Raw genomic sequence first — 24,451 nt, 5'->3', positions numbered from 1 at the left:
GGCATGGGCATCATTGCTTGCGTAACCACATCCGCAACATGTAGCGATTCAAGGCGTTTAATGGCTCTGCATCATCAATTTCCGAGCATGGAGAATGCATATCGATGAAATGCGTTCGGGTATGGAGAAACTTGTTGTCCGCTGAAATAAGCACCTGACCAGGCTCAAGCAATACACGATGCTGAACAGATGATTGATCGAGAACTGTATCCAGAAAATCCAATGCTTGAACCTGCGCCAACGTCAACGGCATTTTCGCTTTAAGGTGAGCCGATTCAATGTAGACGCGAAAGTACCTTATCAAGGGAATACCTTCATTGGAAAAACTCAGGATGGGCGCTTTAAATAGGCACTCGTCCTCTGACATGCCTCTATTTTCAAAATAGAAATCGCATTTAAGCTCCTCGAGAATTTCCGGAAATGCCATCAGCTCCGCATATACCGCGCTTGCATCAATAAGAATGCTCTCGCCTCCCAGAAGCGCTTTCTGTCCACAAGCCAGAATCAAATAGTCGATAGGGAGAGGGTCGCTGACGCCATCGTTATGTACGCAGGCGCCCTGACGGGTCTGATGGTACCTCGCACCCTCTTCAATGCTTTTACCGCCTCGGTCGTAAACCTCAATAACCTTATGACCAAGATGATTTTGCACCATTGGCGTACCAAGCAAAGATCCAAATGCCCACACCAGCGATTTGAAACTTGCAAGGTTATCCGTCCTAAATCCATCAAGGATCAAGACATGACTTTCATGTTCAATAATGTTTCGTATATTGCGCAACGCCTCGCCAAGGGACTGCGAATAAAACGGATCAATGCAAGCGTGTTTTATATCGAATCGACCGGTTTTGGCTTCTGCACCCAACATCGCGCTGGCACTCAGCAACTCTTCAAATGCTGCGTTTGAGAGCCTGATCTTAGATACTGCTTGGCGAAAATTACTGACGTTTATGTTCATCGCAATCCTTTACGGAGGTTAGTTGGCGTCGATATTTAACTCGGCCCACTACACCCTGAAAAAGCGAAAAGTCGTCAGCGCTGCCATCAAATTCCGTCATGGCAGATCTTTCCTACAGATAGAAACCATCACGTGTTCGTTAGTGGCATTTGGTCATGGTTTTTAAAGGGCCAGCAAGCCGTGTCGCTTTAAATTGCAGGACGTTTCCTAGACAATCTGCGCCGCCTTGTGCCTGTTGGAATCGATGGCTAGTCTGCGGTCCGTCACTGCCAAATCAGTGATCGGGTTTAGTCGCCCGACCTCTCATCACGTGCACGGTCTTCCATCAGTTTTTATGGTGGCTGTGCGCAGGGCGCCTTCGGGTGCGCCGGATTTTCGTGATGGCCGGTCGACTAACCTGCGTACAGCCGCCACCCTACGTTTAGTCGCGGCGGGGTGGCGAATCTCAATCCATCACGGAATTACACCATGAATAAAGTCCTACCCGACCCACCCATCGATCCCACCAAAGACCGCGCCGCCTTCAACCGCGCCATCGACCATTACCTGCCCACCCAAGGTTTCCACGCCGTCAACGAAGACCTGAGCTTCGAAGACGCCCTGCTCTACACCGCCAGTTTGCTGGACAGCGCTTCGGCGACGGCGCTGGATTGCGGGGAACTGCTGGAGAAACCGGAGCGGGCGAAGATCCTCGCGGTGTGGCATTTGCTGGAAATCGCCAAAACCACGGTTGACCGCTCCGTCGAGTGCCTCAGGCCCACGAAGACCACTGCCTGACCACGGACAAAAAAATGTGGGAGGGAGCTTGCTCCCGATAGCGGTGGTTCAGCCAAGTCGCTGTCGACTGACACTCCGCCATCGGGAGCAAGCCCCCTCCCACATTTGGATCGGTTTACACCCGATGAAATCAGGCCGGCTATCGCGCTGCCGTTACTGACTCAACACAACATCGCGCATCGCCGGAATGTAACCGTAGTCGTAAGCCTCCTGCACAAACGAGCGATCACCCTTCAATACAATCCGAACAGTAGGCGCTTCGGTGCCGCCAATGCGGTAGTCATCGCCACTGGTGGGCACGCTGTCGATAAACGACGTCACCAGGCCGTTGGGCATCACGCAGTGGGAATAGGTTTGGAACGGCTGCGAAGGCGGGTTGCCCAGTACCAGCCCCGAGGCGTTCATCGGCGTGTAGGGGCCGAACAGATGATCGCCGACGAATCCATAAACGCCATCCGGGCCGGTCACGCCGTCGGCATAAGTGAACTTGTGACTGATGGTGAACAAGTAATACTTGTTGTCCTGGAACACATAGTGCGGCCGCTCGGTTTGATCGTTCACGCCCACGGCAGTGACCAGCGGCGGTAGGATTTCCCACTCGTCACCATTGAGGTCCTTGGCGACTGCTATGCCGATACACCCCACCTGGTAGCGGGCCCCGCCCACATCCTCATGCCCCGGTGGCACCAGGCCCGTCTCGTTCGGGCCCACTTCGTGAGTCCCGCGCTCGCCGGCCACGTTGCCTTCGAACACCATGTACAATTTGCCATCTACCGGATCAATAAAGGGGCTGGGATCGCGAAAGTTCCAAGTCGCATTCTGTGCTTCCGTTTGGTAATAGGTGCCGTCGGCATCAAACAACGATTTGACCTGATCAAAGCCCTGCAGGGTGACACCGGTATCCGACGTGATGACCTGGCCTCTGACTTTGGCAATCGTGGCGCCCGGCGTGACACAGGTGTAGTACAGGTCAATATCACCGTTGTTATTCAACAGGATCGGCGTACCCGCCCATTCACGCGTGGTCGGCGAAACCCCTTCGGCCATGACGCGGCCGCCGAAGATCCAGTCCTTGCCGGTGCGCGAATACCAGTAGCAGATACGCGCATGGCCATGGCGGTCTTCCCAATCGCGCTTGATGTCGTAACGGCCATCGGCATTGATGAATTGTGGATCATGGGGGCGACGATCGGCGGTCAGTGTGAAAATCACTGACCAGCCATTGACCGATACCACCGTGCCATCCAGTTCACGCAATGGCATGGTGTCCCAAATAAAGATCGTGTCACTCATGACAGGAAAGTCAGAACTCACTAACGGCTGTGTGGTCGTCGGGTCATTCTCATTAACTTTCAGCGCATCGGCCCGTGTCCAACGAGTGGGTGTGTAATTCGTATGTTTCATGATGATGTCCTTTTGCTGGCGCTTATGTGACAAGCGAAGATTAAATAGCACATGACAGCCAGCAAATAAATTGCGACTGAAAGAGCAAGCGGTAGTTGGCTCTGATAGTGCGAAACAAGGTTTAACATGGAAGTCTGCTTATCGCAACATGAAGAATCATTTAGACTACAAAGGCCATCACTGTATTTATATCCTTGATATAATTACAGTGGCACTTGCAACAAATGAGACTCGGTAGGAAGCTAGCTAATCAACTACCAAACACCAGCACCCCGGCCTGGGCCCCGGCATTTTTCTGCGCGAACTCCTTGGCTTGTGCCGCGGTTTTCAAGGTATAGCCATAGTTGGACAGTGCCGTCCATTGCGCTTTCGGCGACTTCTGATTGGTGATAGGGGGCACACTGTTTGTATCAGTGAAGGTCCCAGTTCCTTTGTCATCCAACATGCCTTTGTTTTGGCTGCCTTCGCCAAAGTAATTACTTTCAGAAAGAATATTTGCGTTCTGCGCCAGGGTAAAACCGAGGTGGAAGTTGTTGATGTAGTTGTTATAGACATGAAAGTAGCCGTAACGCATCAGGCCGGGCGCACGCACTTCCAGACTGTCGAAACGGTTATGGCACAGCGTCAGGCGTGGGTAACCATTGAATGCCTTGTCATTGTCATCCGCTGGATGACCAAAGATCAAACCGTACTTGTGGTTGCCAAAAAAGCAGTTGCTGATAGTGGCGTAATCGGCCTTTTCGCCGATATATAGCAGTTTGTCGGCACTGCCGTCGGAGGTTGACCAGCTATGGCCGACGAAAGAGCAGTGATCGATCCAGTACTGGCTGCCGTAATTCAGGTAGACCTGAATATCGTCGTTCTGCTTAATATTCGCCGAATGCTTGAAGACAATATTCTGCAGAATAATATTCTGCGACTGCGCTGTTGCACGCAGGTGAATATTCTCCAGGGTTCGGTTCTGGAACGAGCCGATCAGGGTCTTGTTGGCGCCCATGTTCACTTTGGTCAGGCTCGACGCCGAGATATTACTGTTGATCACCAATACCCGAGGGGTGGTGTCGCCAATATTAGCCTTGAGTTGATCCAGGGTCGTAATACTGACCACGGGGCCGGTCCATCCGCCGGTGACTTTTGCCGCTAGGGCAAAACCGGTCAAACCGGTGAGTTTGCTTTCTGGATACGACATGAGTTCCCTCTCTATAAATAAAAACGGCTCGGAATGACGAGCCTGTGCATCAAGTTAATCCGTTAACTTGCACACAGTGTTTGGCATGGCTGAAGTTGCCGAGTGTTGGTCGATCAGCGCTTAAACACTGTGTTTATGTACAGTATTCGGTATAAATGAATCCGTCAACCATCAAGTGACAAATAACAAAAGTGGGAGGGGCGGTGTGGGTGGATGTGAGTACCCGGGCAGGTCGGCGGTGAGCCCCGTTCTCACTGACACCGCATAACCCCTGTGGGAGGGGGCTTGCCCCCGATGGCAGCGGGTCAGCCAAGTCGTTGTCGACTGATACTCCGCCATCGGGGGCAAGTCGAACCGTCGCACCGCCCCTCCCACATTGACCGCATTCCATTGTCTGAGCGGCGGTGAGCCCCGCTCTCACGGATACCCCCCCACAGTGGATAGGCGTTGCGTTAAAGGCCGTCGCCCCACGACATTTATCACGTTTATTTGACGTTTTTTTCTCATTCCCACCTCTACATTCGCCGCGCCCAAACATGCAAATGATTCCTATTGATCTAATCTAAATCGACCTCAAACAGATTTCCCGTGCAGCCATAAAAACCCGGAGCGTTCACCGCATGACCACCCGCCTTCCTTCGTTCGTCAAAAAAGCCCTGCTCGCCACCGCCCTGGTCAGCGCCGGGCATGTTTATGCCGCCAGCGAGCCGGTCGGCATCGTGGTCTACAACGCCCAGCACGAAAGCCTCACCAAGGCGTGGGTCGAAGGGTTCACCCAGGAAACCGGGATCCCGGTGACCATCCGCAATGGCGACGACACCGAGATGGGTAACCAGCTCGTGCAGGAAGGCGCCGCCTCTGCGGCTGACGTGTTCCTCACCGAAAACTCCCCGGCCATGGTGCTGGTGGACAACGCAGGCTTGTTCGCGCCGGTCGCGCCGAGCACCCTGGAACAGGTGGATGCCGCCTACCGCCCGGCCCACGGCAAATGGGTGGGCATCGCCGCGCGCTCCACGGTGTTTGTGTACAACCCGAGCACATTGAAACAAGGCGACCTGCCCAAATCCCTGCTGGACCTGGCTTCGCCAAGCTGGAAAGGCCGTTGGGCAGCCTCGCCGGCCGGTGCCGACTTCCAGGCAATCGTGGCCGCCGTGCTGGAGCTCAAGGGCGAGGCCGCTACCCTCGACTGGCTCAAGGCAATGAAGGCCAACGCGAGCATCTACCGTGGCAACAGCGCCGTGCTCAAAGCCGTCAACGCCGGCCAGGTCGACAGCGGCGTGATTTATCACTATTACAGCTTCGTCGACCAATCCAAGACCGGCGAAAACAGCAAGAACACTCAACTGCACTACTTCAAGCACCAGGACCCGGGCGCGTTTGTGAGCATTTCCGGGGCGGGTGTGTTGGCTTCCAGCAAGCACAAGGAACAGGCCCAGGCCTTCCTGAAGTGGATCACCGGCAAAGACGGCCAAGCGGTCCTCAAGGACGGCAATTCGTTCGAATACGCGGTCGGCCAGAACGCCCAATCCAACCCCAAGCTGACCCCACTGGCGCAATTGGACGCACCTAAGGTCGACGCGTCGACGCTCAACAGCAAAAAGGCTGTCGAGCTGATGACCCAGGCCGGACTGCTCTGATTGCTGCCTGAATCGTCGATACCCGGCATCGCCCACGCGCAGCCACGCAAACGCCCCCACGGACGGTTCAACAACCGTGGGGGCACGTGGGTCACCAGTTTGTCGGTACTGGTTTCGTTGTTGGCGCTGCTGCCGATTGCGTTTGTGATCGGCGTGTCCTGGCAAATCGGCTGGGCACAGATCGAAGCGTTGGTGTGGCGCCCGCGCGTCGGTGAGTTGCTGGTCAACACCGTGTTGCTGGTCCTGTTCACCCTGCCGTTGTGCGTGGCGCTGGGCATTGCACTGGCGTGGTTGACCGAGCGCAGCAATCTGCCGGGGCGCCGCGCTTGGTCGTTGTTGGCGGTCGCGCCGCTGGCGGTGCCGGCGTTTGTGCACAGTTACGCGTGGGTCAGCCTGGTGCCGTCGATCCACGGCTTGCCGGCCGGTGTGCTGGTGTCGGTGATTGCCTATTTCCCCTTTCTGTACCTGCCGGTGGCGGCGACTCTGCGCCGGCTTGATCCTGCGATTGAAGACGTGGCCGAATCCCTGGGTCTCAAGCCCTGGGCGGTGTTCTGGCGGGTGGTGTTACCCCAGTTGCGCCTGGCGATCTGCGGCGGCGCGCTGCTGGTCGGCCTGCATCTGCTGGCCGAATACGGCCTGTACGCGATGATCCGCTTCGACACCTTCACCACGGCGATTTTCGATCAATTCAAATCCACCTTTAATGGCCCGGCGGCGAATATGCTGGCGGCCGTGTTAGCCCTGTGTTGCCTGGCGATGCTCACCGCTGAGGCCTCGGCACGTGGCCATGCACGCTATGCGCGGGTCGGTTCCGGCAGCGCCCGCGAGCAACGCATCGTCAGGCTGAGCCCCATCACCACCCTGCTCGCCCTCGGTTTGCAAGCCGTGACCTGTGCGTTGGCCCTGGGTGTGCCGCTGTTCACCCTGGGCAAATGGTTGATCGCCGGTGGCCGCGAGGTCTGGCAGTTCAGCGAATTGCTGCCGGCGCTGGAGCAAACCGTCCTGCTGGGCGTTGCCGGTGCCGTGCTGACCACCTGCGCGGCGGTGCCGATCGCCTGGCTGTCGATTCGCGCACCGGGGCGCCTGCAGCGCATCCTGGAAAGCTGCAACTACATCACCAGCTCATTGCCCGGCATTGTCGTGGCACTGGCGCTGGTCACGGTGACCATCCACTTTGCCCGGCCGATCTACCAGACCACGATCACCGTGCTGCTCGCCTACCTGCTGATGTTCCTGCCACGGGCGCTGGTCAGCCTGCGGGCGGGTATCGCCCAGGCCCCGGTGGAGCTGGAAAACATGGCGCGCAGCCTTGGCCGCTCGCCGGGCCGGGCACTGTGGCTGATCACCATGCGCCTGGCGGCGCCCGCCGCCGCGGCGGGAGCGGCGCTGGTGTTCCTCGCGATCACCAACGAACTGACCGCCACCCTGTTGCTGGCGCCGAACGGCACGCGCACCCTGGCCACCGGGTTCTGGGCGATGACCAGCGAAATCGACTACGCCGCAGCGGCGCCTTACGCGTTGATCATGATTCTGCTTTCACTGCCGTTGACCGGCCTCCTCTACCACCAATCCAAACGCACGGCCGGCCGATGAACGCCCTCGAACTCACTGCACTCTGCAAAACCTTCGGCACCCAACCGGCCTTGGCCGACGTCAGTCTGGCGGTGCCCAACGGCAGCCGCATGGTGATCGTCGGGCCTTCTGGCTCCGGCAAGACCACCTTGCTGCGGATGATTGCCGGCTTCGAATTTCCCGACAGCGGCAGCCTGACCCTGAACGGCCAGGTGCTGGTTGACGCCACCCACGCCGTGCCGGCGCACCAACGCCAGATCGGCTATGTGCCGCAGGACGGGGCGCTGTTCCCGCACATGACCGTGGCCGACAACATCGGCTTCGGGCTGGCGGCCAAACATGCCTCGCGACACGCACGCATCGCCGAACTGATGGACAGCGTGGCCCTCGACGCCAACATGGCCCGACGCTGGCCCCACGAGCTGTCCGGCGGCCAGCAGCAACGGGTAGCGCTGGCGCGGGCGTTGGCGCAACAGCCCCGGTTGATGCTGCTGGATGAGCCGTTTTCCGCGCTGGACACCGGCCTGCGCTCGGCCATGCGCAAGATGGTGGCGCGGTTGCTGAGCGACGCGGGCATCACCACGATCCTGGTCACCCACGATCAAAGCGAGGCGCTGTCGTTCGCCGACCAGTTGGCGGTGATGCGCCAGGGGCGCTTGGTGCAATCGGGCCGGCCAATGGACCTGTACCAGTACCCCGTCGATGAGCAGACCGCGTTGTTTCTCGGTGAAGCCGTGGTATTGCCCGCCAGGATCGAGGCCGGTTGGGCCCACTGTGCACTGGGTCGCGTGCCGGTCGACAGCCAAGCCAACCAAGGTACGACACGGATCATGTTGCGCCCGGAGCAACTGCTGCTGAGTACCACCGACGGTTCCGGCTGCCGTGGCGTGGTCACCGAACGCGAATTCGGCGGCAATACCTGCACCCTGACCGTGGCGTTGCAAACGGATGAAGGCGTGCCCGGCCAAGCCATCCTGGTGCGCAGCTCAGGCCTGCAAGCCCCAAACATCGGCAGCGTGGTACACCTCACCACGATGGGCACGGCCCATGTGCTGAAAAAACCAGCGGCGCTCAACCCCAGCTAAGTTTCGGCGCCTACCGTGGGCGAAACCGGCGCAGATTACCTCGCCACCGGCTGCTCCAAACCCGCCGATAAGCCCAAGGACAGCGCCGGCTCAGCGACCAGCCAACACCCGACAACCCCTCGGGCGAGTGGTTGTAGGGGGAGTGCTTACTTCGACACCGGCATCGCAAACTCCGCGCCCTGCTCGATGCTCTCCGACCAGCGCTGCATGATCGACTTCTGCTTGGTGTAGAAGCGCACCCCTTCGGTGCCGTAGGCATGCATGTCGCCGAACAGGCTTTTCTTCCAGCCACCAAAGCCGTGCCAGGCCATCGGCACCGGGATCGGTACGTTGATGCCGACCATGCCCACTTCGATACGCCGCGCGAATTCGCGGGCGATGTTGCCGTCGCGGGTGAAGCAGCTGACGCCGTTGCCGAACTCGTGGTCGTTGACCAGCTTTACGGCCTCGGCAAAGTCATTTACCCGGACACAGGCCAGCACCGGGCCGAAGATTTCTTCGCGGTAGATGCTCATCTCTTGAGTCACATGGTCGAACAAGGTCGCGCCGAGCCAGAAGCCGTTTTCCAGGCCCAGTTCGGTCGGCACGTAATCGCGCCCGTCGAGCAGCAACTGCGCGCCGGCCTGGACGCCTTGTTCGATGTAGCCGCTGATACGTTCCAGCGCGGCGCGCGAGACGATCGGGCCCATTTCGGCCTTGAGGTCGCGGCCGTCGGTGATGCGCAATGTCTTGGCCCGCTCGGTCAGGGCGGCGATGACTTTGTCACCGACATCGCCCACCAGCACCGCCACCGAGATCGCCATGCAGCGTTCGCCGGCACTGCCGTAGGCTGCGCCCATCAGCGCGTCGACGGTGCGTTCGATGTCTGCGTCGGGCATCACCACCATGTGGTTTTTCGCGCCGCCCAGGCCTTGGACGCGCTTGCCGTGGCGTGCGCCGGTTTCGTAGATGTATTGGGCAATCGGCGTCGAGCCGACAAAACTCACGGCCTTGACGTCCGGGTGTTCGATCAGCGCGTCCACCGCTTCCTTGTCGCCCTGCACCACGTTGAACACGCCTTTGGGCAGGCCGGCTTCACGCAGCAACTCGGCCATGAACAGCGCGGCGCTCGGGTCGGTCGGGCTGGGCTTGAGGATGAAGGTGTTGCCCGCCGCGATGGCGATCGGGTACATCCACATCGGCACCATCACCGGGAAGTTGAACGGCGTGACGCCGGCGACCACGCCCAGGGGCTGGCGCATGGTCCAGTTGTCCATGCCACGCGAGACCTGGTCGGAGTGTTCGCCCTTGAGCAGGTTGGGAATGCCACACGCGAATTCGAGGATGTCGATGCCACGGTCGACTTCGCCCTGGGCATCGGTAAAGACCTTGCCGTGTTCGGCGACGATGATGCGCGCCAGGTCGTCCTTGCGTTCGCGCAGCAGGTGCAGGTATTGGAACAAGACGCGGGCGCGGCGGATCGGCGGGGTGTCGGCCCAGTCGGCGAAGGCGGCTTGCGCGGCGGCGACGGCTTCGCCGACGGTCTGGCGGCTGGCCAGGGCGACGCGCGCGGTCACGGCGCCGGTGGCCGGGTTGTAAACGTCCTGATAGCGATCATCGCGGCTCACGCGCTGGTCGTTGATGTAGTGCTCGAGGGTTGTGGTCATGGCAGTCGATCCCTGGTGGGTAGCGTTGGGACACACGATAGGCTTTCGGTTTGTTCCAAACCAGAGCAGAATCCAGAACTGATTGTCCTCACAAGCGAACAATAAACCCCATGGAAAAGTCTGAGATCGAAGGGCTGTGGACCCACATCCACTGGCTCTCGGTGCTGGAAGAACACGGCACCTACACCGCCGCCGCCGCGCGCCTGGGGGTGAGCAAGTCGGCGGTCAGCCAGCGCATCAGCGACCTGGAAAAAGCCACCGGCACGCGCCTGGTCACCCGCACCACCCGTAGCGTGCGCCTGACCGACGCCGGGCAGTCACTGACGCGGGACGTGCGCAGCGCCTACGCACAGATCGCCCGCAGCTTTTCCTCGGTACGCGACGCCGCCGGGGAAATCCGCGGCCTGGTGCGCCTGACCGCACCGGTCGCGTTCGCCCGGCAGCAACTGGTGCCGCACCTGTCGGAATTCCTGCAGCTGTACCCGCAGGTACGTATCCAGCTGGAGGTGTCGGATGCCTTGAGTTCGCTGGCGGCCGAAGGCTACGACCTGGCGGTGCGCCACGGTTTTCAGGTGCCGGAAACCCACGTGGCGTGGAAGCTGTGCGACACCGCCTCGGTGCTGGTCGCCACCCGCGACTACCTGCAACGCCACGGTGAACCGCGCACGCCTGGCGACCTCAGCGCGCACAACTGCCTCTACTATCCGCGCGGCACCGATCAGCCCGCCTGGACCTTCGAGCGCGGCAGCAAAAAGCTCGAGCGGGTCACCGTGCCGATCGCCGGGAGCTTTTCCACCAACAACAGCGAAGCCTTGCGCGACTCGGCGCTCAATCACCTGGGCATCGCCCTGCTCCCGGATTTCAGCGCCCACGCGGCGCTGGCCGGCGGCACACTGGTGCAGGTGCTCAAGGGCTGGACGCTCAAGGGCGCGTTTGCCGATGAGATTTACCTGATACGGCCCTACTCGCCCCATGTGCCCAAATCCGTGAGTGCGTTGGTGGGCTATTTGAAGGAAAAACTCTCCGGGGGATTTCGCTTCGAGGGTTAACCGCGTACATCACGCGGCCTCATCGCGCAGAGGCTGCCGGCGGGTTCGCTTGGATGGGCGGCAGATAGGCGGAGCGCTCGATGACATCCGTGCGTACCGCCGAAGGTTGCCCCGCCGGGTTACGGGCAAAGCTGCACAGGGTGACCGGGAGCTGCGATACCGGGTAGCTCGCACCGCCATTGGCCAGGCGATAGCGGACGTCGTCGTTGTCACGGCAGGCGGCTTCAGCCGAAGTGTCCACATAGAAGTAATGATGGGTGAAAGCGGTTTGCGGGTCGTCCCAGGAAACGCTGTAGTTCAGGCCGATGCGCGGCACGGGCGCTGGGTCGGTCAAGAAAACCGAGTGGGTGAACGCATTGTGCAGCAAGGCCGGCGTCAACGCCTCGGCGAGGGTTTGGACGCCGATGATGCAAAGCACATAAGCGCCCAGCGCTGGGCCGATGGCTTGGTTGATGTAACCCTCGGCTGACGCGGTAGCACTTTGATAACCACTGGGCACCCTGCACTCATTGACGTTGCGCACGGCCTTGAAGCGATAGAACGGGTCCTGGATCGAGAACCTGATGTTCCACGTGGGCGGCACACTCTGCCCAAGTTCGCCCAGTTGCATATGGACATAGGGGTTCAGCGTCCAGGGTTCCTCAAGGAGGATATCGACGGCGTTGAGCTGGCAATCAGTCGTATTGTTCAAGAATTGGCCCTCGACAAAACAGCGGTGCAGGTCGTTGGCCGGATAGCTGTAGTTGAACTTGGCCGCGTCACACGCCGAGACGTTCTGGCAGTTGTTGAGGATGTCCTTTTTGATGACTGCAGCGACTTTGCTGACAATGCCAGTGACTTCGTTGCTATGCCGGTCCAGCATCGGGCTGCCGGAACTGCCGTATTGCAGGTCGTTGCAGCGGTTTTTCAGCGCCCCGGGAAACACCCCGGGATGCTCGACAAAGCTGTTGGTCGGCGTTTCCTTGCAGGCGCTCATGCGCAAACCCTTCTGCCGAAAGCCACTCGGGGCACCGACATTGACGACCTCACGCTCCCCCGTACTTTGATGGGTGGCGAGCTTGAGCGGCATGATGCCGTCGGTGATCAGGTGGGCGAGTGACGTATCCAGTTCGAGCACCGCCAGATCAGTGCCGACCATACTGGTCCAATGCGCCGTTTTAATGCGAAACCTGCGCTGTTGCGCCAGCGTATCGTGGAAATAGTTGAACGTGATGCTCGCCTCTATGGCTTGGTTGATATGGGCCGTGCCGAAGCTGAAGTACACGCAATGCCCACTGGTCAAAACATACGCCGGGCCGACGGCCTTGCCCTGGCGGTTGCGGGTATCCAGCAGCACCGCGGTGCAGGTTTGGCCGATAGCGTTTTTCAACAAACCGATACCGGACCACAACGCATAACGCTGGTCGCGGTTCTGCAGCGCGATAGAGGCGCTGCCGTCGCTCAGGCCCTGGGCCAGGTCTCTGGCTTGGGTGTGGCCGACAAGGCACGGCAACAGCAGTAACAAAAGCGGAAAGATACAGCGGGTCAGCATGATCGAGCGTCCGTATGGCAACAGGGGTGGTGCCGAACGTACTGGAGGCTTGGCGAAGGGGTGACCTATATAGATAGGGGGAGACCGTGGCGGATGCCGACGTGCTCCTCGTCGGCTCGCCCGCCATGGGCCAGGCCAGCGCGGCATGGGTGCGCGATTACCAGGCTGGCTTCCCCAAAAATTTCGCACGAATGGCTTGCCTTCGCCTCATAGAGTGGTAACGCTTAGCCATTTTGGGCAACGGTCAAAGGGCAAACGCATGCACAGAGTCACCACGAGCCGTTTTTTCACCGGGCTGTTCGCCCTGCTGATGCTGTGCGCTACGTTGCCCGCCCTCGCGCAGGCTGCGCCCTCCCCAACCAGCGACCCGCGCAGTGTGCCGCTGCTGGCTGAAGACGCCAGTGTGCAAGACCTCAACGAGCAACTCGACCTGATCCGCCAGAAAGTCTCGGGCAGCGCCAATGACGACCTGCTCTCGACCTTGCGCCAGGCCGCCTTGCAGGTGCAAAAAAAGGCCGACACCCTGGCCGCCAAACAAGCCATCGATCTTGAACACCTGGATGACCAGCTCAACGTGCTCGGCCCGCTACAGGCCGATGCGCCCCCGAGCCTCACCCAGCAACGCACCGCACTGACCCGGCAGAAGAACGCCCTGCTCGCCGAGCAGCGCCAGGCCAGCACCCTGAGCCAATCAGCCAGCGACCTCGCCGCGCAGATCTTCAGCCTGCGCCGCAGCCTCTTCGACTCACAGATCAGCACCCGCTCGGCGAGCCCGATCAGCGTGGTGTTCTGGTCCAACATCATCCGCCCGACCGACGACGACCTCAGCCGTTTACGCAACCTGTACGTCGATGTACGCAGCGTGACGGACACCGCCGTGGCGCCGGGAAACCGCTGGTTTTTCGTGAGCATGCTGTTAAGTGCGCTGCTGGTCTGGGTGGCGGGAAGACGGGTGTTGGAGCACGCGCTGGTGCGGCTGACAGTGCGTTGGCTGCCCGAAGGCCGCCTGCGGCGCAGCGCGCTGGCGCTGGCGGTGGGGTTGGCCAGCGTGCTGACCATCAGCGTGGCTGCCTCACTGCTGCGCTGGGGCCTGACACGCGACACCGTGCCCAGCGCCGACATGCTCACGTTGCTCGACCAATTGCAGACCCTGGTGGTGTTCTGTGCCTTCATTGTCGGCCTCGGCCGCGCCCTGTTGATGCGCGCACATCCGTCCTGGCGCCTGCCCCAGATCCCCGACCAAATCGCCGTCGCCTTGGGCCCGTTCCCTGTGCTGTTGGGGCTGGCCCTAATGGTGATCGGCACCCAGGAACGCATCAACAGCGTCATCGACAGTAGCCTGGCACTGACTGTGGCGGTAAACGGCCTGACCGCGCTGACCGTCGCGCTGGTGTTCTTCTTTGCCCTGCTGCGTTACCACCGCACCCGCCGCCGATACACGCTTGAACGCATGAGCGGCGTCGCCGGGCTGATTCCGTTTGTCGTCGGGGCCTGGATCGGGATCAGCCTGCTGGCGCTATTGGGCGGCTACCTGACCCTGGCTTACTTCCTCACCGTCAAACTGCTGTGGATGAGCGTGGTTGCGGCGACGGCTTACCTGCTGATCGCCTGCTTCGGCGATTTCTGCGAGACCCTGCTCTCGCCGAAACAACCTGGCGGTCTGGCGCTCGGCTCGGCCCTGGGGCTGTCCGAGCGCCACCAGGCACAGGCCAGCACGCTACTGGCGGGCGTGGGCCGCACCCTGTTGATGTTCACTGCGGTCCTGTTGGCGTTCCTGCCCTCCGGCTCCAGCCCGGGCGAGCTGCTGGCGGGCCTGACGCAACTCGACCTGGGCAGCAAGCCGCTGGGCAACCTGACCATCGCCCCCGGCGATATTCTACTGGCCCTTGCCCTGCTCGTGATCGGCCTGTTCGGCGTGCGCGTGCTCAAAGACTGGCTCGGCGAACGGCTGCTGCCGGAAACCAACATGGACGCCGGCATGCGCGCCTCGCTGGTGACCCTGGTGGGTTACATCGGCTTCGTGCTGGTCGCGGTGGTGGTGATGTCCACGCTGAATATCAGCCTGACCAACTTGACCTGGGTGGTCAGCGCCCTGTCGGTGGGGATCGGTTTCGGCCTGCAGGCAATCGTGCAGAACTTCATCTCGGGCCTGATCCTGCTCACCGAGCGCCCGGTCAAGGTCGGGGATTGGGTCAGCCTCGCGGGTGTCGAAGGCGATATCCGCCGCATCAACGTGCGCGCCACGGAAATCCAGATGTCCGATCGTTCAACGGTGATCGTGCCCAACTCGCAGTTCATCACCCAGAACGTGCGCAACGTGACCATGGGCAATGCGCTGGGCGTCGTCGGCATTACGCTGACCCTGCCGCTGGAAACGGACGTGCTGCAGATCCGCGAGCTGCTGTTGAGCGCGTTCACCGAACACGAAGACGTGCTGGACACGCCGGCGCCTTCGGTGACGTTCAAGGACCTGACCGTCAACGGACTGGTCATCGCCGTCAGCGGTTACGTCAACAGCCCGCGCTCGGTGGGGACAGCCCGCAGCGACCTGCTGTTCACCGTCCTCGGGCGCCTGCGCGAGCTCGGCGTGGCGCTGTCTTCGCCGCAGAGTATGGTGCTGATCAATGAGGCGGCGGAAAAAGCGCCGCCGGCAGATTAGAGTCCCCCAAAGCCAAGCGCCAACACTACGCCAGTCGATTACACCTGGAAGCTATGGTGAGTGACCACCCAGTGATTCACCTGGGCTGGGCGGATCGTTCAAATGTGTCCGTCGGATAGGCCTTCTGGACCCACAAAAAACCGGCCTCGGGCCGGGTTAACCATCCCGCCAAGACGCAGACAATGGATCCACAAACACAGAAGTGATCGATAATCGCCCAAATAAATCTCGATAAAACTACACCACATGTTGACTCAAAGTGATGCACTTCATTTAATGGATCCATTAAATAAGAATAATCACTCGCCCGGAGAGTTGCCATGTACCCCAAGAACACCTGGTATGTCGCCTGCACCCCCGATGAAATCGCGCAAAAGCCGCTGGGTCGACAGATCTGCGGTGAAAAAATGGTGTTTTATCGCGGGCTCGAAGGCGCCGTCGTGGCTGTCGAGGACTTCTGTCCGCATCGCGGCGCGCCGCTTTCGTTGGGCTATGTCGAAAACGGCAAGCTGGTCTGCGGCTACCACGGCCTGGTCATGGGTGGCGACGGCAAGACCGTCGAAATGCCCGGGCAGCGGGTGCGCGGTTTTCCCTGCAACAAGACCTTCGCCGCAGTGGAACGCTACGGTTTCATCTGGGTGTGGCCCGGCGATCAGGCCCTGGCCGACCCTGCGCTGATCCACCACTTGGAATGGGCCGTGAGTGACCAGTGGGCCTATGGCGGCGGCCTGTTTGACATCCAGTGCGACTACCGCCTGATGATCGACAACCTGATGGACCTGACCCACGAAACCTACGTCCACGCCTCCAGCATCGGCCAGAAGGAAATCGACGAAGCGCCCCCCGTGACCACAGTCGAAGGCGATGAAGTCGTCACCGCCCGCCACATGGAAAACATCATGGCCCCGCCGTTCTGGCGCATGGCCCTGCGTGGCAATAACCTCGCCGATGACGTGCCGGTGGACCGCTGGCAGATCTGCCGCTTCACCCCGCCCAGCCACGTACTGATCGAAGTCGGCGTGGCCCACGCTGGCAAGGGCGGCTACCACGCCGCGCCCGAGCACAAGGCCGCGAGTATCGTGGTGGACTTCATCACCCCGCAAACCGAGACGTCGATCTGGTACTTCTGGGGCATGGCGCGCAGCTTCAATCCTCATGACCCGGCACTGACCGCGAGCATTCGCGAAGGCCAGGGCAAGATTTTCAGCGAAGACCTGGAGATGCTTGAACGCCAGCAACAAAACCTGCTGGCCCACCCGACGCGCAATCTGCTCAAGCTCAATATCGATGCCGGCGGCGTGCAGTCACGCAAGATCCTCGAGCGGCTGATCGCCAAGGAACGCGCCCTCGCAGCGCAACTGATCGCCACCACCAGCGCCTGAACAGCGCGATAACTCTACGAGGACTGAACATGATCGATGTGGTGGTGGTATCGCGAAACAACGAAGCCCAGGACATTTGCAGCTTTGAATTGGCCAGCGTCGATGGCCAAGCGCTGCCGGCCTTCAGCGCCGGCGCACATATCGACGTGCATCTGCCGGACGGGCTGATCCGCCAATATTCCCTGTGCAATCACCCTGAAGAACAGCATCGCTACCTGATCGGCGTGCTCAAGGACCCAGCCTCTCGTGGCGGCTCCCGCTGCCTGCACGAACACATACACCCCGGCGCCCGCCTGCAGATCAGCGAACCGCGCAACCTGTTCCCGCTGGCGCACGAAGCCCGACGCAGCCTGCTGTTCGCCGGCGGCATCGGCATCACCCCGATCCTGTGCATGGCCGAGCGCCTGGCCCATGTCGGCGCCGATTTCGAACTGCATTATTGTGCCCGCGCCAGTGAACGCGCAGCCTTTGTGCAACGCCTCAAGGACGCATCGTTCGCCGAGCGCGTGTTCCTGCATTTCGACGAGCAGCCCCCTACGGCAATGAACACCGCCCAGGTGCTGGCGGCGCCCGACGCCAACGTCCACCTGTATGTCTGCGGCCCCGGCGGTTTCATGCAGCATGTGCTCGACAGCGCTCGGGCCCAGGGCTGGCAGGAGGCATGCCTGCATCGCGAATACTTCGCGGCGGCGCCAGTGGATAGCCGCCTCGACGGGAGTTTTTCGGTGAAGCTCGCCAGCAGCGGCCAGGTCTTCGACATACCGGCCGACCGGAGCGTGGTCCAGGTCCTGGAAAGCCAAGGTATCGAGATTGCCGTGTCGTGCGAACAAGGAATTTGCGGAACCTGCCTGACCCGCGTGCTGGAAGGCATCCCGGAGCATCGCGACCTGTTCCTCACCGAGCAGGAGCAAACGCAGAACGACCAGTTCACCCCCTGCTGCTCGCGCGCAAAAACCCCGCTGCTGGTGCTCGATCTCTGAAAGGCGTCACGCCGTGGGCAAAATGACCTTCATCCGCGCGTTGGCGGTCGCCGAACCGAAGATCTCGGCATAACGCAAGGTCGCGTTGGCGTGCTCGCGCATGATCGCTTCGGCCCGCGCGCCCTGGCGATTGACCAGGGCATCGAAGACCGAGTGATGTTGCATGTGGGCATAGTTGAAACGCCGGTATTCGCGGACCATGTCCTCGCGATCCACCGCCAGCGCGGTGACCGACGCGAACGGCAGGTGATCATTGCGTGCCAGCGCGTCGGCGATCGCCGGGTTGTGGCTGCCTTCAACGATGACGTGGTGAAAGCGCATGTTCAGGTCGTGATAGACCTCAAGGTCGTCCTCGGTCACGTAGCCCTTGTCGAACAGTTGATCGCCTTCCACCAGGCAGCGCTCAAGCGTCGCACGCGCCGCGTCGGACAAACCGCGCTCGGCGGTTTGACGCGCAGCCAGGCCCTCAAGCACGCCACGCACTTCGACGGCGCCGGCAATGTCGTCCGGGCTGACCGAACGCACCTGATACCCGCGCCCGCCAAACGGCACCAGCAGCCCTTCCTGCTCGAGGGTACGGAACGCCATGCGCACGGGCATGCGTGACACACCGAACAACTGCGCCGTGGGAATCTCCATCAGCCGCTCGCCCGCCGCCAACTCGCCGCTGGCGATCATCTTGCGCAGTGCAACCAGCACCAATTGACCGGGTTTACTCATCCAGGCAACTTCCAGAAAACGTGGGCCGTCATAGTACCGTAAGCCTCGCTCCCCTCGGCAACCATCGCGGGTAATCTATCCATTCGCAGAACAAGCCACTATAGTCAACAACAGTCTTTTTGCCGGTGGTGGTCACTTATGAACGCTATACCTGCCCAGGAAGTCGCCGACCATTGCCTGCAGGCTTTCACTCAGCTTGTTCATGTCAGTCAGGCCGCGTTTTACTGCGTCGATCGACAACTGCAAGCTCGTGATTTTCGATTGCACGGCATGAGCGGCGAGATGCATCGCGACTATTTAGACAACTACCAGCAGTTCGATCCGCTGCAACCGAGTAACTGCGCATCCAGCGGGTTGAACGTGGTGCCACTGGGCTTTGCCATGGCCAGGCAGCCTCAAAGGGACAATCACCGTTATCAGGATTTCCTGTTACGCTACGGGGTTGTCGATGTCGTCGAAATCCTCGCCCATCGCGCCGGCCAGCCTCAAGCGGCGATCTCTCTGTTACGCACCGCCGAACAAGGCGCCTTCACCCCTGATCAGCTAAGCCAGCTCAACGCCTTGCAGTCCCTGCTGCAACTGGCCGTCGCGAACATACAACCCGATGAAGACCCGCTGATCGACCTGACGCCCAGAGAGCGGCAGATCGCCTTATTGTTGCGCCAGGGCGCGAGCAACAAACAGCTGGCACAGGAACTGAACGTCGGCTTGCCGACCATCAAGACCCACCTGATCAACCTATTCCGCAAGACCCACGCAAGTAGCCGCACCGAGTTGGTGGGGATACTGTTTCTCTAGCTCAACCATCCGGTTGATAGGCGAGACCTTCTGCGAACTGCATGCTCCAGCGTGTTAATTCACGCAACCGGAGTATTGCAATGACAACTTCTTCTGACTGGATTACCGTCGGCGCACTGGCCGACGGTTTCGCCCCTGAAGCCTTCATCCTGCCTAATCTGGCCGACCTGAGCGACAAAGCCTTCACCCTGAACTTCGCCGATGGCAGGCAGATCGAACATCGTTTCAACACCGAAACGCTGTCATGGTCTGCAGCCGATGGTCATTCCAGCGGCACGGCGCCCTACCGGGCCACGTCGATCCGCCCTGGTTTGTACCTGGTGGATTTCATCAAGCATCAGAACGGCTTGAGCTGGTCCATCAGCCTGGTCCTGGACACTCACAGCGCTTCGTTCACCGCAGTCATCGGCCGTATGCCGACTCAAGTAAACAACGCTGAAGGCCTCTACAGCCGAGCCCTGGCCGGCAAACCCCTGACATCCGTTGAGGTGGACTTCGTCCACGGCAGCCTCGACCGACCCTGGCTGGCAGGCCAGTGCCCGCACGTTCCCACCAACGAGCTGACCGGCCTGCGCAACCTGTATTGCTACAGCCCCAGCGAGGTCTACGAGCACATCTACCTCAACGATCAGTTCTATGCCTGGCAATGCCTTGAAGGTGTTGAAAAAGGCTTGTGTGATACCGATCGCTGCCATTACTACAAAATCGCCGATCAACTCTACCTGTTCGTCTGGCGCGAAAAGATCATCCCGACCCTCGGCCTGGTACTGATCGATATGCAACAACACCGCAGTGACGGCAAGATTTTCGGTTACGCCTCAGCGTCCTTCGATGAGTTGTCGAACTTCCCGGTCAGCTCTTACTGCCAGGTACTTAACCGCACGGAGTATCCTGATGCGTGAACCTCGTACCGTCGTTATCACCGGCGCCGGCACCGGCATCGGGGCCGCCTGCGCCCGACTGTACGCCACCGAAGGGGCCAACCTGGTGCTGATCGGCCGTCGTCGCGAACCGTTGGAGCAGGTAGCTGAAGAAACCGGTGGCTGGGTGCTCGTGGGCGATGCCGCCTGCCCAGCGACCTGGGAAGCGTTTGTCGCGCAGATCAGCCAGCGCTATGGTCGGCTTGATGTGTTGCTGGCCTGTGCCGGCGGCCACGGCTTGGGCAGCGCCACGCAAACCAGCCCACAGACGTGGGAAGCGGCTCTGCGCAGCAACCTTGACAGCGCCTTTTATAGCGCACGAGCCTGCCTGCCGCTGCTGCTGGAGAGCGCAGGCAACATCGTACTGATTGGTTCAATCGCCTCCCTGGCTGCCGGGCCCGAGGTCTGCGGCTACACCACCGCCAAGCATGCACTGCTCGGTCTTAATCGCTCGCTGGCCCGGGATTACGGCCCTCGCGGCGTGCGGGTAAATGCGGTATGCCCGGGCTGGGTGCGCACGCCGATGGCCGATCAGGAGATGGAACCCCTGATGGAATTTTATGGCGAGACGCTGCAGCAAGCCTATGACCGGGTCTGCGCCGACGTGCCGCTACGCCGGCCGGCCAGCGCCGAGGAAATTGCCAGGGTCTGTCGCTTCCTGGCGTCCAGTGAGGCATCGATTATCACCGGCGCGACACTGGTGGCCGACGGCGGTTCGACCATCGTCGATGTGCCGACCCTGGCTTATGCCCACATGGAGCCTTCTCATGATTAAAGATCTGGATTTCAGCGGCCGCACCATACTGGTAACCGGCGGCGCTCAGGGTATTGGTCGCGCCATTGTCGAAGCCTTCGCCTTGCGCGGCGCTCGTGTGGTAATCGCCGATCTGCAATTGCCCGCGGCCCAGGAACTGGCCAACGAGCTGTCAGGTCGCGCTTGCCAGGTTGAAGCGGTGAGTGTCGATCTGGCGGAATCTACGGCCGTGTTCAACCTGGTTCAAACGTTGGAAGAACGTATGGGGCGGCTGGATATTTTGGTGCATAACGCCGGATATTTTCCGCTGACGCCATTCGCCGAGATTACACCCGCAATTCTTGAACGCACCCTGGCGGTCAACCTCTCGGCGTTGTTCTGGCTGACCCAGGCAGCGTTACCCATGTTCCGCCGTCAGGGTCGCGGCTGCGTGCTGGTGACCTCGTCGGTCACCGGCCCGCGTGTGGCCTATCCGGGGCTTAGTCACTACGCCGCATCAAAGGCCGGGGTCAACGGATTCATCCGCAACGCGGCGCTGGAGCTGGCGGGGGTGAATGTGCGGGTCAACGGCGTGGAGCCCGGAATGATCGCAACGCCTGCCATGGGGAATTTGGGGGATGATCAGCTGAACGACACAATCACCAGCCGGGTCCCCTTGGGCCGACTGGGCAAGCCAGCCGATATCGCTGGGGCCATGTTGTTTCTGGCGTCAGACCTGGCGACTTACATTACCGGGCAGACGCTGGTGGTCGACGGTGGATCCACCTTGCCGGAAGTTTGAAACCAGGCGACTGAGCGTGGAGAAGGGGCTGCACAAGCCCCTTCTCCCCTTCCGTCACTATGAGTGTTTGTGCTCGTGCAGCATCGTCTGAATCTGCTGCGTAGCCTGACGGGTATTCTCCGCCAGCTTGCGCACCTCATCGGCCACCACCGAAAACCCGCGCCCGGCATCACCCGCCCGAGCCGCTTCAATGGCCGCGTTCAACGCCAATAGATTGGTCTGGTCGGCAATGCCTTTGATCACGCCCACCACCGTTGCAATCTGGCTATAGGTCGCCTCATTTTGCTCAAGCATTTGCTGGTGGGTCGCCTTGGCCGAACGCTCATCACTGATGTCCCGTACCGCGCCGATCACACGGGTCAAACGTCCCGACTCATCACGCACTGCACGCCCTCGTTCACGACACCAGATGTAGTCGCGAGTTTTGTGGCGCATCCGGTATTCGAAGACGTACTCGGCGCTACCGTGAGAGCTGAGGATTTCCCGGTCGAAGATCGCCATGATTTTCGGCAAATCCTGCGGATGCGTGATACCGACCTGCGCATCCCAGCCATCGGGTAACTCATGGGGCGCATAGCCCATCAGCAGGCGAAACTGATTGGAAAAGCGCATGCAACTGGCCGGGTGCTGAATATCACCGTTGACCACGCAGATGTCCCAGCAGCCTTCAGTTAGCGTCGATTGCAACAACTCCCAGATTTGCGCCTCATGTTGATGTTGCAGGGTCCGTTGAATGTGCTGGCTCAACTCGACCTGAAGATTTTTTTCGCGATGCCGAGCCTGCTCGAGCTCCTCACCAAGCGTTTCCAGCGCTTGCCCGCTGAGCTCCAGCCGGACGGCCTGATCCGTCGCCAACTCCGCAGCCAACAGTTGCTGCTGCGCGAACCGGGCCCTTTCACACGTGAACTGTTCCAGTTGCAAGGCCTCATCAAGTGCCTGCTGCTGTTTATGCGTTTTGAAGAACATCAGCCTGTCCTTTGTTGATCGAGTCGATCCACTGGATCTGATCGCAAACCAAGCATGATTGCTTGCACCAGGTTGCGGCCCTGCTTGTTCCAGCCTGCCATAAGAAAAACGGCGCCCTCAGGCGCCGTAAACAATCGATAGTTATCAGCAATGACTGATCACAGTCGTGCAGACGACCGCTGACAAGCATTGAATGGCGGCACCTGACCACGCCAGGGTTGAGCACGCTCAAGCTGTGCGGCGAGTGCCAATAACGTACTTTCCTCGCCAAAGCGCCCCGCAAAATGCGCGCCCATCGGCAGTCCATCGGCGCTCCAATACAACGGCATCGACATCGCCGGCTGACCACTGGCGTTGAACAGCGCAGTGAACGGCGAGTAACTGTGGAAACGTTCGATCAGTTCTTCAAGGCTGATGCTGTCGTCTTGCAAATCAAGTTCGCCAATGAGTACCGGCTCACGTGTCAGGGTCGGCGTCAGGATCACATCGTAGTTCTGCATGAACACCGCCAACTGCCGGCCCAAGGCATGAATCCACTCCACCGCGCCCGCATATTGCGCGCCGCTGACGTCGCCCTTGCTACGCAAGATAATCCGCGTCCGGGCTTCCAATTCTTCAGGCTGCACGGCAAACCCGCGCATCTGGCCCAATACATCGACATAGTGACGAGTACTCGCACCAATGATGGTAAAGACCTGATCCAGAAACTCCGGCAACGCCACCGGCAAGCTGACCGGTTCAACACGGTGGCCGAGGGACTGGCACAATCTGGCGGCCCGGCGCACCGCTTCCAGGCTCTCAGTCGAGGTCGGCCAGGGCCCTAACTGCTCAACCAGCCCGATACGCAGTGGACGCGGATCACGCTGCACTGCCGCGAAGTACGGTAGCGTCTGCACCGGCGCAGCGTAAGGCGCACCCAGATCAATCCCCGCTGTCGCATCAAGCAACGCCGCGCTGTCACGCACCGATAAGGTGACAGCATGCGGTGTACCCATTCCGGCCCAGCCCTCTCCGACCATCGGCCCCGAAGGCAGCAGCCCGCGACTTGGCTTGAGCCCGAAGACCCCACAGCAGGAGGCTGGAACCCGCAATGATCCGCCGCCATCATTGCCATGGGCGAAAGGTACTACGCGTGCGGCAACCAGCGCGGCTGCCCCGCCGCTGGAACCACCCGCACTGTGCGCGAGGTTCCAGGGGTTGCGCGTGGCGCCAAAACGGTTTGATTCGGTGGAGTAAGAGGTACCGAACTCAGGGGAGGTGCTGGTCCCGACAATCAAGCAACCCGCACCTCGCAAACGGGTCACGATTTCAGATTCAAAATCTGCCCGAAAACCTCCCAGCGACTGCGAGCCATTGGTCATCGCAGCCCCATTGACTGGAGAGAAAAGGTCTTTGATCAGCGTCGGTACGCCGCTGAAAACACCCTCCAAGGACCTCGACTCGCGTGCCGCCTGACGCGCCGAGTCGTAAAGCCGTTCGGCCACCGCGTTAAGCTGCGGCTCAACCAGTTCAATACGATCAATGACCGCTTCAAGTAGCTCGCCGGGCTGCACTTCACCGCGCTTAACCCACTCGGCCAGACCTGTGGCGTCTTCACTGTCCAGCAAGTTCTGGATGTCTTGCATACCCATGCTCCTAGTACC

At 60.5% G+C, this 24,451-nt stretch carries 20 protein-coding genes; 12 read left to right on the top strand and 8 right to left on the bottom strand.

Going from position 1 to position 24,451, the window contains the following annotated elements; genetic code table 11:
• Positions 1 to 10: 10 nt before the first annotated feature.
• The gene (locus P3S72_RS11760; RefSeq protein ID WP_276197454.1) at positions 11 to 958 is read right to left on the bottom strand and encodes a TauD/TfdA family dioxygenase; all 948 of its coding nucleotides are present in this window, start codon (positions 956 to 958) and stop codon (positions 11 to 13) included.
• Positions 959 to 1,426: 468 nt separating this feature from the next.
• Between P3S72_RS11760 and P3S72_RS11755 the strand changes: the two genes are divergently transcribed.
• Complete coding sequence (locus P3S72_RS11755) at positions 1,427 to 1,735, top strand: hypothetical protein (RefSeq protein ID WP_276197453.1); 309 nt, start codon at positions 1,427 to 1,429, stop codon at positions 1,733 to 1,735.
• Positions 1,736 to 1,888: 153 nt separating this feature from the next.
• Here the strand turns inward: P3S72_RS11755 and P3S72_RS11750 are convergent, their stop codons facing one another.
• Both P3S72_RS11750 and P3S72_RS11745 read right to left on the bottom strand, forming a co-directional pair.
• Positions 1,889 to 3,139: a glycoside hydrolase family 68 protein gene (locus P3S72_RS11750; protein ID WP_276197452.1), complete on the bottom strand. Its 1,251-nt coding sequence runs from the start codon at positions 3,137 to 3,139 to the stop codon at positions 1,889 to 1,891.
• Between the two features lie 250 nt (positions 3,140 to 3,389).
• A complete protein-coding gene (locus P3S72_RS11745; protein ID WP_276197451.1) occupies positions 3,390 to 4,328 on the bottom strand; it encodes a pectate lyase in 939 nt (312 codons plus the stop codon).
• 620 nt (positions 4,329 to 4,948) lie between these two features.
• Between P3S72_RS11745 and P3S72_RS11740 the strand changes: the two genes are divergently transcribed.
• The 3 genes from P3S72_RS11740 to P3S72_RS11730 are packed head-to-tail and all read left to right on the top strand — an operon-like array spanning position 4,949 to position 8,622.
• Positions 4,949 to 5,965 carry an iron ABC transporter substrate-binding protein gene (locus tag P3S72_RS11740; protein WP_276197450.1) on the top strand — a complete coding sequence of 339 codons (1,017 nt, stop codon included), beginning with the start codon at positions 4,949 to 4,951 and terminating at the stop codon, positions 5,963 to 5,965.
• Positions 5,966 to 5,983: 18 nt separating this feature from the next.
• Entirely contained in the window at positions 5,984 to 7,558 is a 1,575-nt protein-coding gene (locus tag P3S72_RS11735) for an iron ABC transporter permease (protein WP_276197923.1), read from the top strand.
• Positions 7,555 to 8,622 carry an ABC transporter ATP-binding protein gene (locus tag P3S72_RS11730; protein ID WP_276197449.1) on the top strand — a complete coding sequence of 356 codons (1,068 nt, stop codon included), beginning with the start codon at positions 7,555 to 7,557 and terminating at the stop codon, positions 8,620 to 8,622. Before P3S72_RS11735 ends, P3S72_RS11730 begins: the two co-directional genes overlap by 4 nt.
• A 146-nt stretch (positions 8,623 to 8,768) precedes the next feature.
• Here the strand turns inward: P3S72_RS11730 and P3S72_RS11725 are convergent, their stop codons facing one another.
• On the bottom strand, positions 8,769 to 10,268 hold the full coding sequence (locus tag P3S72_RS11725; RefSeq protein ID WP_276197448.1) for a CoA-acylating methylmalonate-semialdehyde dehydrogenase: 1,500 nt from the start codon (positions 10,266 to 10,268) through the stop codon (positions 8,769 to 8,771).
• A 110-nt stretch (positions 10,269 to 10,378) separates the two neighbouring features.
• Here P3S72_RS11725 and P3S72_RS11720 point away from each other — a divergent pair, with 110 nt between their 5' ends.
• Positions 10,379 to 11,317 (top strand): LysR family transcriptional regulator, encoded by a 939-nt coding sequence (locus P3S72_RS11720; protein WP_276197447.1) that lies wholly within the window; start codon positions 10,379 to 10,381, stop codon positions 11,315 to 11,317.
• A gap of 19 nt (positions 11,318 to 11,336) precedes the next feature.
• Here P3S72_RS11720 and P3S72_RS11715 read toward each other — a convergent pair whose 3' ends face one another.
• On the bottom strand, positions 11,337 to 12,848 hold the full coding sequence (locus tag P3S72_RS11715; protein WP_276197446.1) for a trypsin-like peptidase domain-containing protein: 1,512 nt from the start codon (positions 12,846 to 12,848) through the stop codon (positions 11,337 to 11,339).
• Positions 12,849 to 13,107: 259 nt separating this feature from the next.
• Between P3S72_RS11715 and P3S72_RS11710 the strand changes: the two genes are divergently transcribed.
• From P3S72_RS11710 to P3S72_RS11700, 3 genes are all read left to right on the top strand, one after another.
• Positions 13,108 to 15,507: a DUF3772 domain-containing protein gene (locus tag P3S72_RS11710; RefSeq protein WP_276197445.1), complete on the top strand. Its 2,400-nt coding sequence runs from the start codon at positions 13,108 to 13,110 to the stop codon at positions 15,505 to 15,507.
• Positions 15,508 to 15,827: 320 nt separating this feature from the next.
• A complete protein-coding gene (locus tag P3S72_RS11705) occupies positions 15,828 to 16,889 on the top strand; it encodes an aromatic ring-hydroxylating dioxygenase subunit alpha (protein ID WP_276197444.1) in 1,062 nt (353 codons plus the stop codon).
• Between the two features lie 29 nt (positions 16,890 to 16,918).
• Positions 16,919 to 17,869 carry a PDR/VanB family oxidoreductase gene (locus P3S72_RS11700; RefSeq protein WP_276197443.1) on the top strand — a complete coding sequence of 317 codons (951 nt, stop codon included), beginning with the start codon at positions 16,919 to 16,921 and terminating at the stop codon, positions 17,867 to 17,869.
• Positions 17,870 to 17,875: 6 nt separating this feature from the next.
• Here P3S72_RS11700 and P3S72_RS11695 read toward each other — a convergent pair whose 3' ends face one another.
• On the bottom strand, positions 17,876 to 18,589 hold the full coding sequence (locus P3S72_RS11695) for a GntR family transcriptional regulator (RefSeq protein ID WP_247406362.1): 714 nt from the start codon (positions 18,587 to 18,589) through the stop codon (positions 17,876 to 17,878).
• 138 nt (positions 18,590 to 18,727) lie between these two features.
• On the opposite strand from P3S72_RS11695, the gene P3S72_RS11690 reads away from it, so the two are divergent.
• The 4 genes from P3S72_RS11690 (at position 18,728) to P3S72_RS11675 (ending at position 21,842) form a co-directional block, all read left to right on the top strand.
• Positions 18,728 to 19,387: a LuxR C-terminal-related transcriptional regulator gene (locus P3S72_RS11690; RefSeq protein WP_276197442.1), complete on the top strand. Its 660-nt coding sequence runs from the start codon at positions 18,728 to 18,730 to the stop codon at positions 19,385 to 19,387.
• 80 nt (positions 19,388 to 19,467) lie between these two features.
• Positions 19,468 to 20,289 carry a molybdenum cofactor biosynthesis F family protein gene (locus P3S72_RS11685; protein WP_276197441.1) on the top strand — a complete coding sequence of 274 codons (822 nt, stop codon included), beginning with the start codon at positions 19,468 to 19,470 and terminating at the stop codon, positions 20,287 to 20,289.
• Complete coding sequence (locus tag P3S72_RS11680; protein ID WP_276197440.1) at positions 20,282 to 21,082, top strand: SDR family oxidoreductase; 801 nt, start codon at positions 20,282 to 20,284, stop codon at positions 21,080 to 21,082. The genes P3S72_RS11685 and P3S72_RS11680 overlap by 8 nt, the downstream gene beginning before the upstream one ends.
• Positions 21,075 to 21,842 (top strand): SDR family oxidoreductase, encoded by a 768-nt coding sequence (locus tag P3S72_RS11675; RefSeq protein ID WP_276197439.1) that lies wholly within the window; start codon positions 21,075 to 21,077, stop codon positions 21,840 to 21,842. The genes P3S72_RS11680 and P3S72_RS11675 overlap by 8 nt, the downstream gene beginning before the upstream one ends.
• 57 nt (positions 21,843 to 21,899) lie before the next feature.
• Here the strand turns inward: P3S72_RS11675 and P3S72_RS11670 are convergent, their stop codons facing one another.
• A complete protein-coding gene (locus tag P3S72_RS11670; protein WP_276197438.1) occupies positions 21,900 to 22,808 on the bottom strand; it encodes a methyl-accepting chemotaxis protein in 909 nt (302 codons plus the stop codon).
• Positions 22,809 to 22,966: 158 nt separating this feature from the next.
• Positions 22,967 to 24,439 (bottom strand): amidase family protein, encoded by a 1,473-nt coding sequence (locus tag P3S72_RS11665; protein ID WP_276197437.1) that lies wholly within the window; start codon positions 24,437 to 24,439, stop codon positions 22,967 to 22,969.
• Positions 24,440 to 24,451 lie beyond the last annotated feature (12 nt).

The sequence above is a fragment of the Pseudomonas sp. D3 genome (genome assembly GCF_029320995.1).
In the GTDB taxonomy this organism is placed as follows: Bacteria; Pseudomonadota; Gammaproteobacteria; order Pseudomonadales; family Pseudomonadaceae; genus Aquipseudomonas; species Aquipseudomonas paraveronii.
Note: the sequence above shows the minus strand (reverse complement) of the source record. Positions and strands in the feature narration are given on the sequence as shown.

What these genes read in the sequence shown, in the direction of transcription:
- P3S72_RS11760 (WP_276197454.1), bottom strand. Translation starts at nt 958, where the DNA reads ATGAACATAAACGTCAGTAATTTTCGCCAAGCAGTATCTAAGATCAGG.
- P3S72_RS11755 (WP_276197453.1), top strand. Translation starts at nt 1,427, where the DNA reads ATGAATAAAGTCCTACCCGACCCACCCATCGATCCCACCAAAGACCGC.
- P3S72_RS11750 (WP_276197452.1), bottom strand. Translation starts at nt 3,139, where the DNA reads ATGAAACATACGAATTACACACCCACTCGTTGGACACGGGCCGATGCG.
- P3S72_RS11745 (WP_276197451.1), bottom strand. Translation starts at nt 4,328, where the DNA reads ATGTCGTATCCAGAAAGCAAACTCACCGGTTTGACCGGTTTTGCCCTA.
- P3S72_RS11740 (WP_276197450.1), top strand. Translation starts at nt 4,949, where the DNA reads ATGACCACCCGCCTTCCTTCGTTCGTCAAAAAAGCCCTGCTCGCCACC.
- P3S72_RS11730 (WP_276197449.1), top strand. Translation starts at nt 7,555, where the DNA reads ATGAACGCCCTCGAACTCACTGCACTCTGCAAAACCTTCGGCACCCAA.
- P3S72_RS11725 (WP_276197448.1), bottom strand. Translation starts at nt 10,268, where the DNA reads ATGACCACAACCCTCGAGCACTACATCAACGACCAGCGCGTGAGCCGC.
- P3S72_RS11720 (WP_276197447.1), top strand. Translation starts at nt 10,379, where the DNA reads ATGGAAAAGTCTGAGATCGAAGGGCTGTGGACCCACATCCACTGGCTC.
- P3S72_RS11715 (WP_276197446.1), bottom strand. Translation starts at nt 12,848, where the DNA reads ATGCTGACCCGCTGTATCTTTCCGCTTTTGTTACTGCTGTTGCCGTGC.
- P3S72_RS11710 (WP_276197445.1), top strand. Translation starts at nt 13,108, where the DNA reads ATGCACAGAGTCACCACGAGCCGTTTTTTCACCGGGCTGTTCGCCCTG.
- P3S72_RS11705 (WP_276197444.1), top strand. Translation starts at nt 15,828, where the DNA reads ATGTACCCCAAGAACACCTGGTATGTCGCCTGCACCCCCGATGAAATC.
- P3S72_RS11700 (WP_276197443.1), top strand. Translation starts at nt 16,919, where the DNA reads ATGATCGATGTGGTGGTGGTATCGCGAAACAACGAAGCCCAGGACATT.
- P3S72_RS11695 (WP_247406362.1), bottom strand. Translation starts at nt 18,589, where the DNA reads ATGAGTAAACCCGGTCAATTGGTGCTGGTTGCACTGCGCAAGATGATC.
- P3S72_RS11690 (WP_276197442.1), top strand. Translation starts at nt 18,728, where the DNA reads ATGAACGCTATACCTGCCCAGGAAGTCGCCGACCATTGCCTGCAGGCT.
- P3S72_RS11685 (WP_276197441.1), top strand. Translation starts at nt 19,468, where the DNA reads ATGACAACTTCTTCTGACTGGATTACCGTCGGCGCACTGGCCGACGGT.
- P3S72_RS11680 (WP_276197440.1), top strand. Translation starts at nt 20,282, where the DNA reads ATGCGTGAACCTCGTACCGTCGTTATCACCGGCGCCGGCACCGGCATC.
- P3S72_RS11675 (WP_276197439.1), top strand. Translation starts at nt 21,075, where the DNA reads ATGATTAAAGATCTGGATTTCAGCGGCCGCACCATACTGGTAACCGGC.
- P3S72_RS11670 (WP_276197438.1), bottom strand. Translation starts at nt 22,808, where the DNA reads ATGTTCTTCAAAACGCATAAACAGCAGCAGGCACTTGATGAGGCCTTG.
- P3S72_RS11665 (WP_276197437.1), bottom strand. Translation starts at nt 24,439, where the DNA reads ATGGGTATGCAAGACATCCAGAACTTGCTGGACAGTGAAGACGCCACA.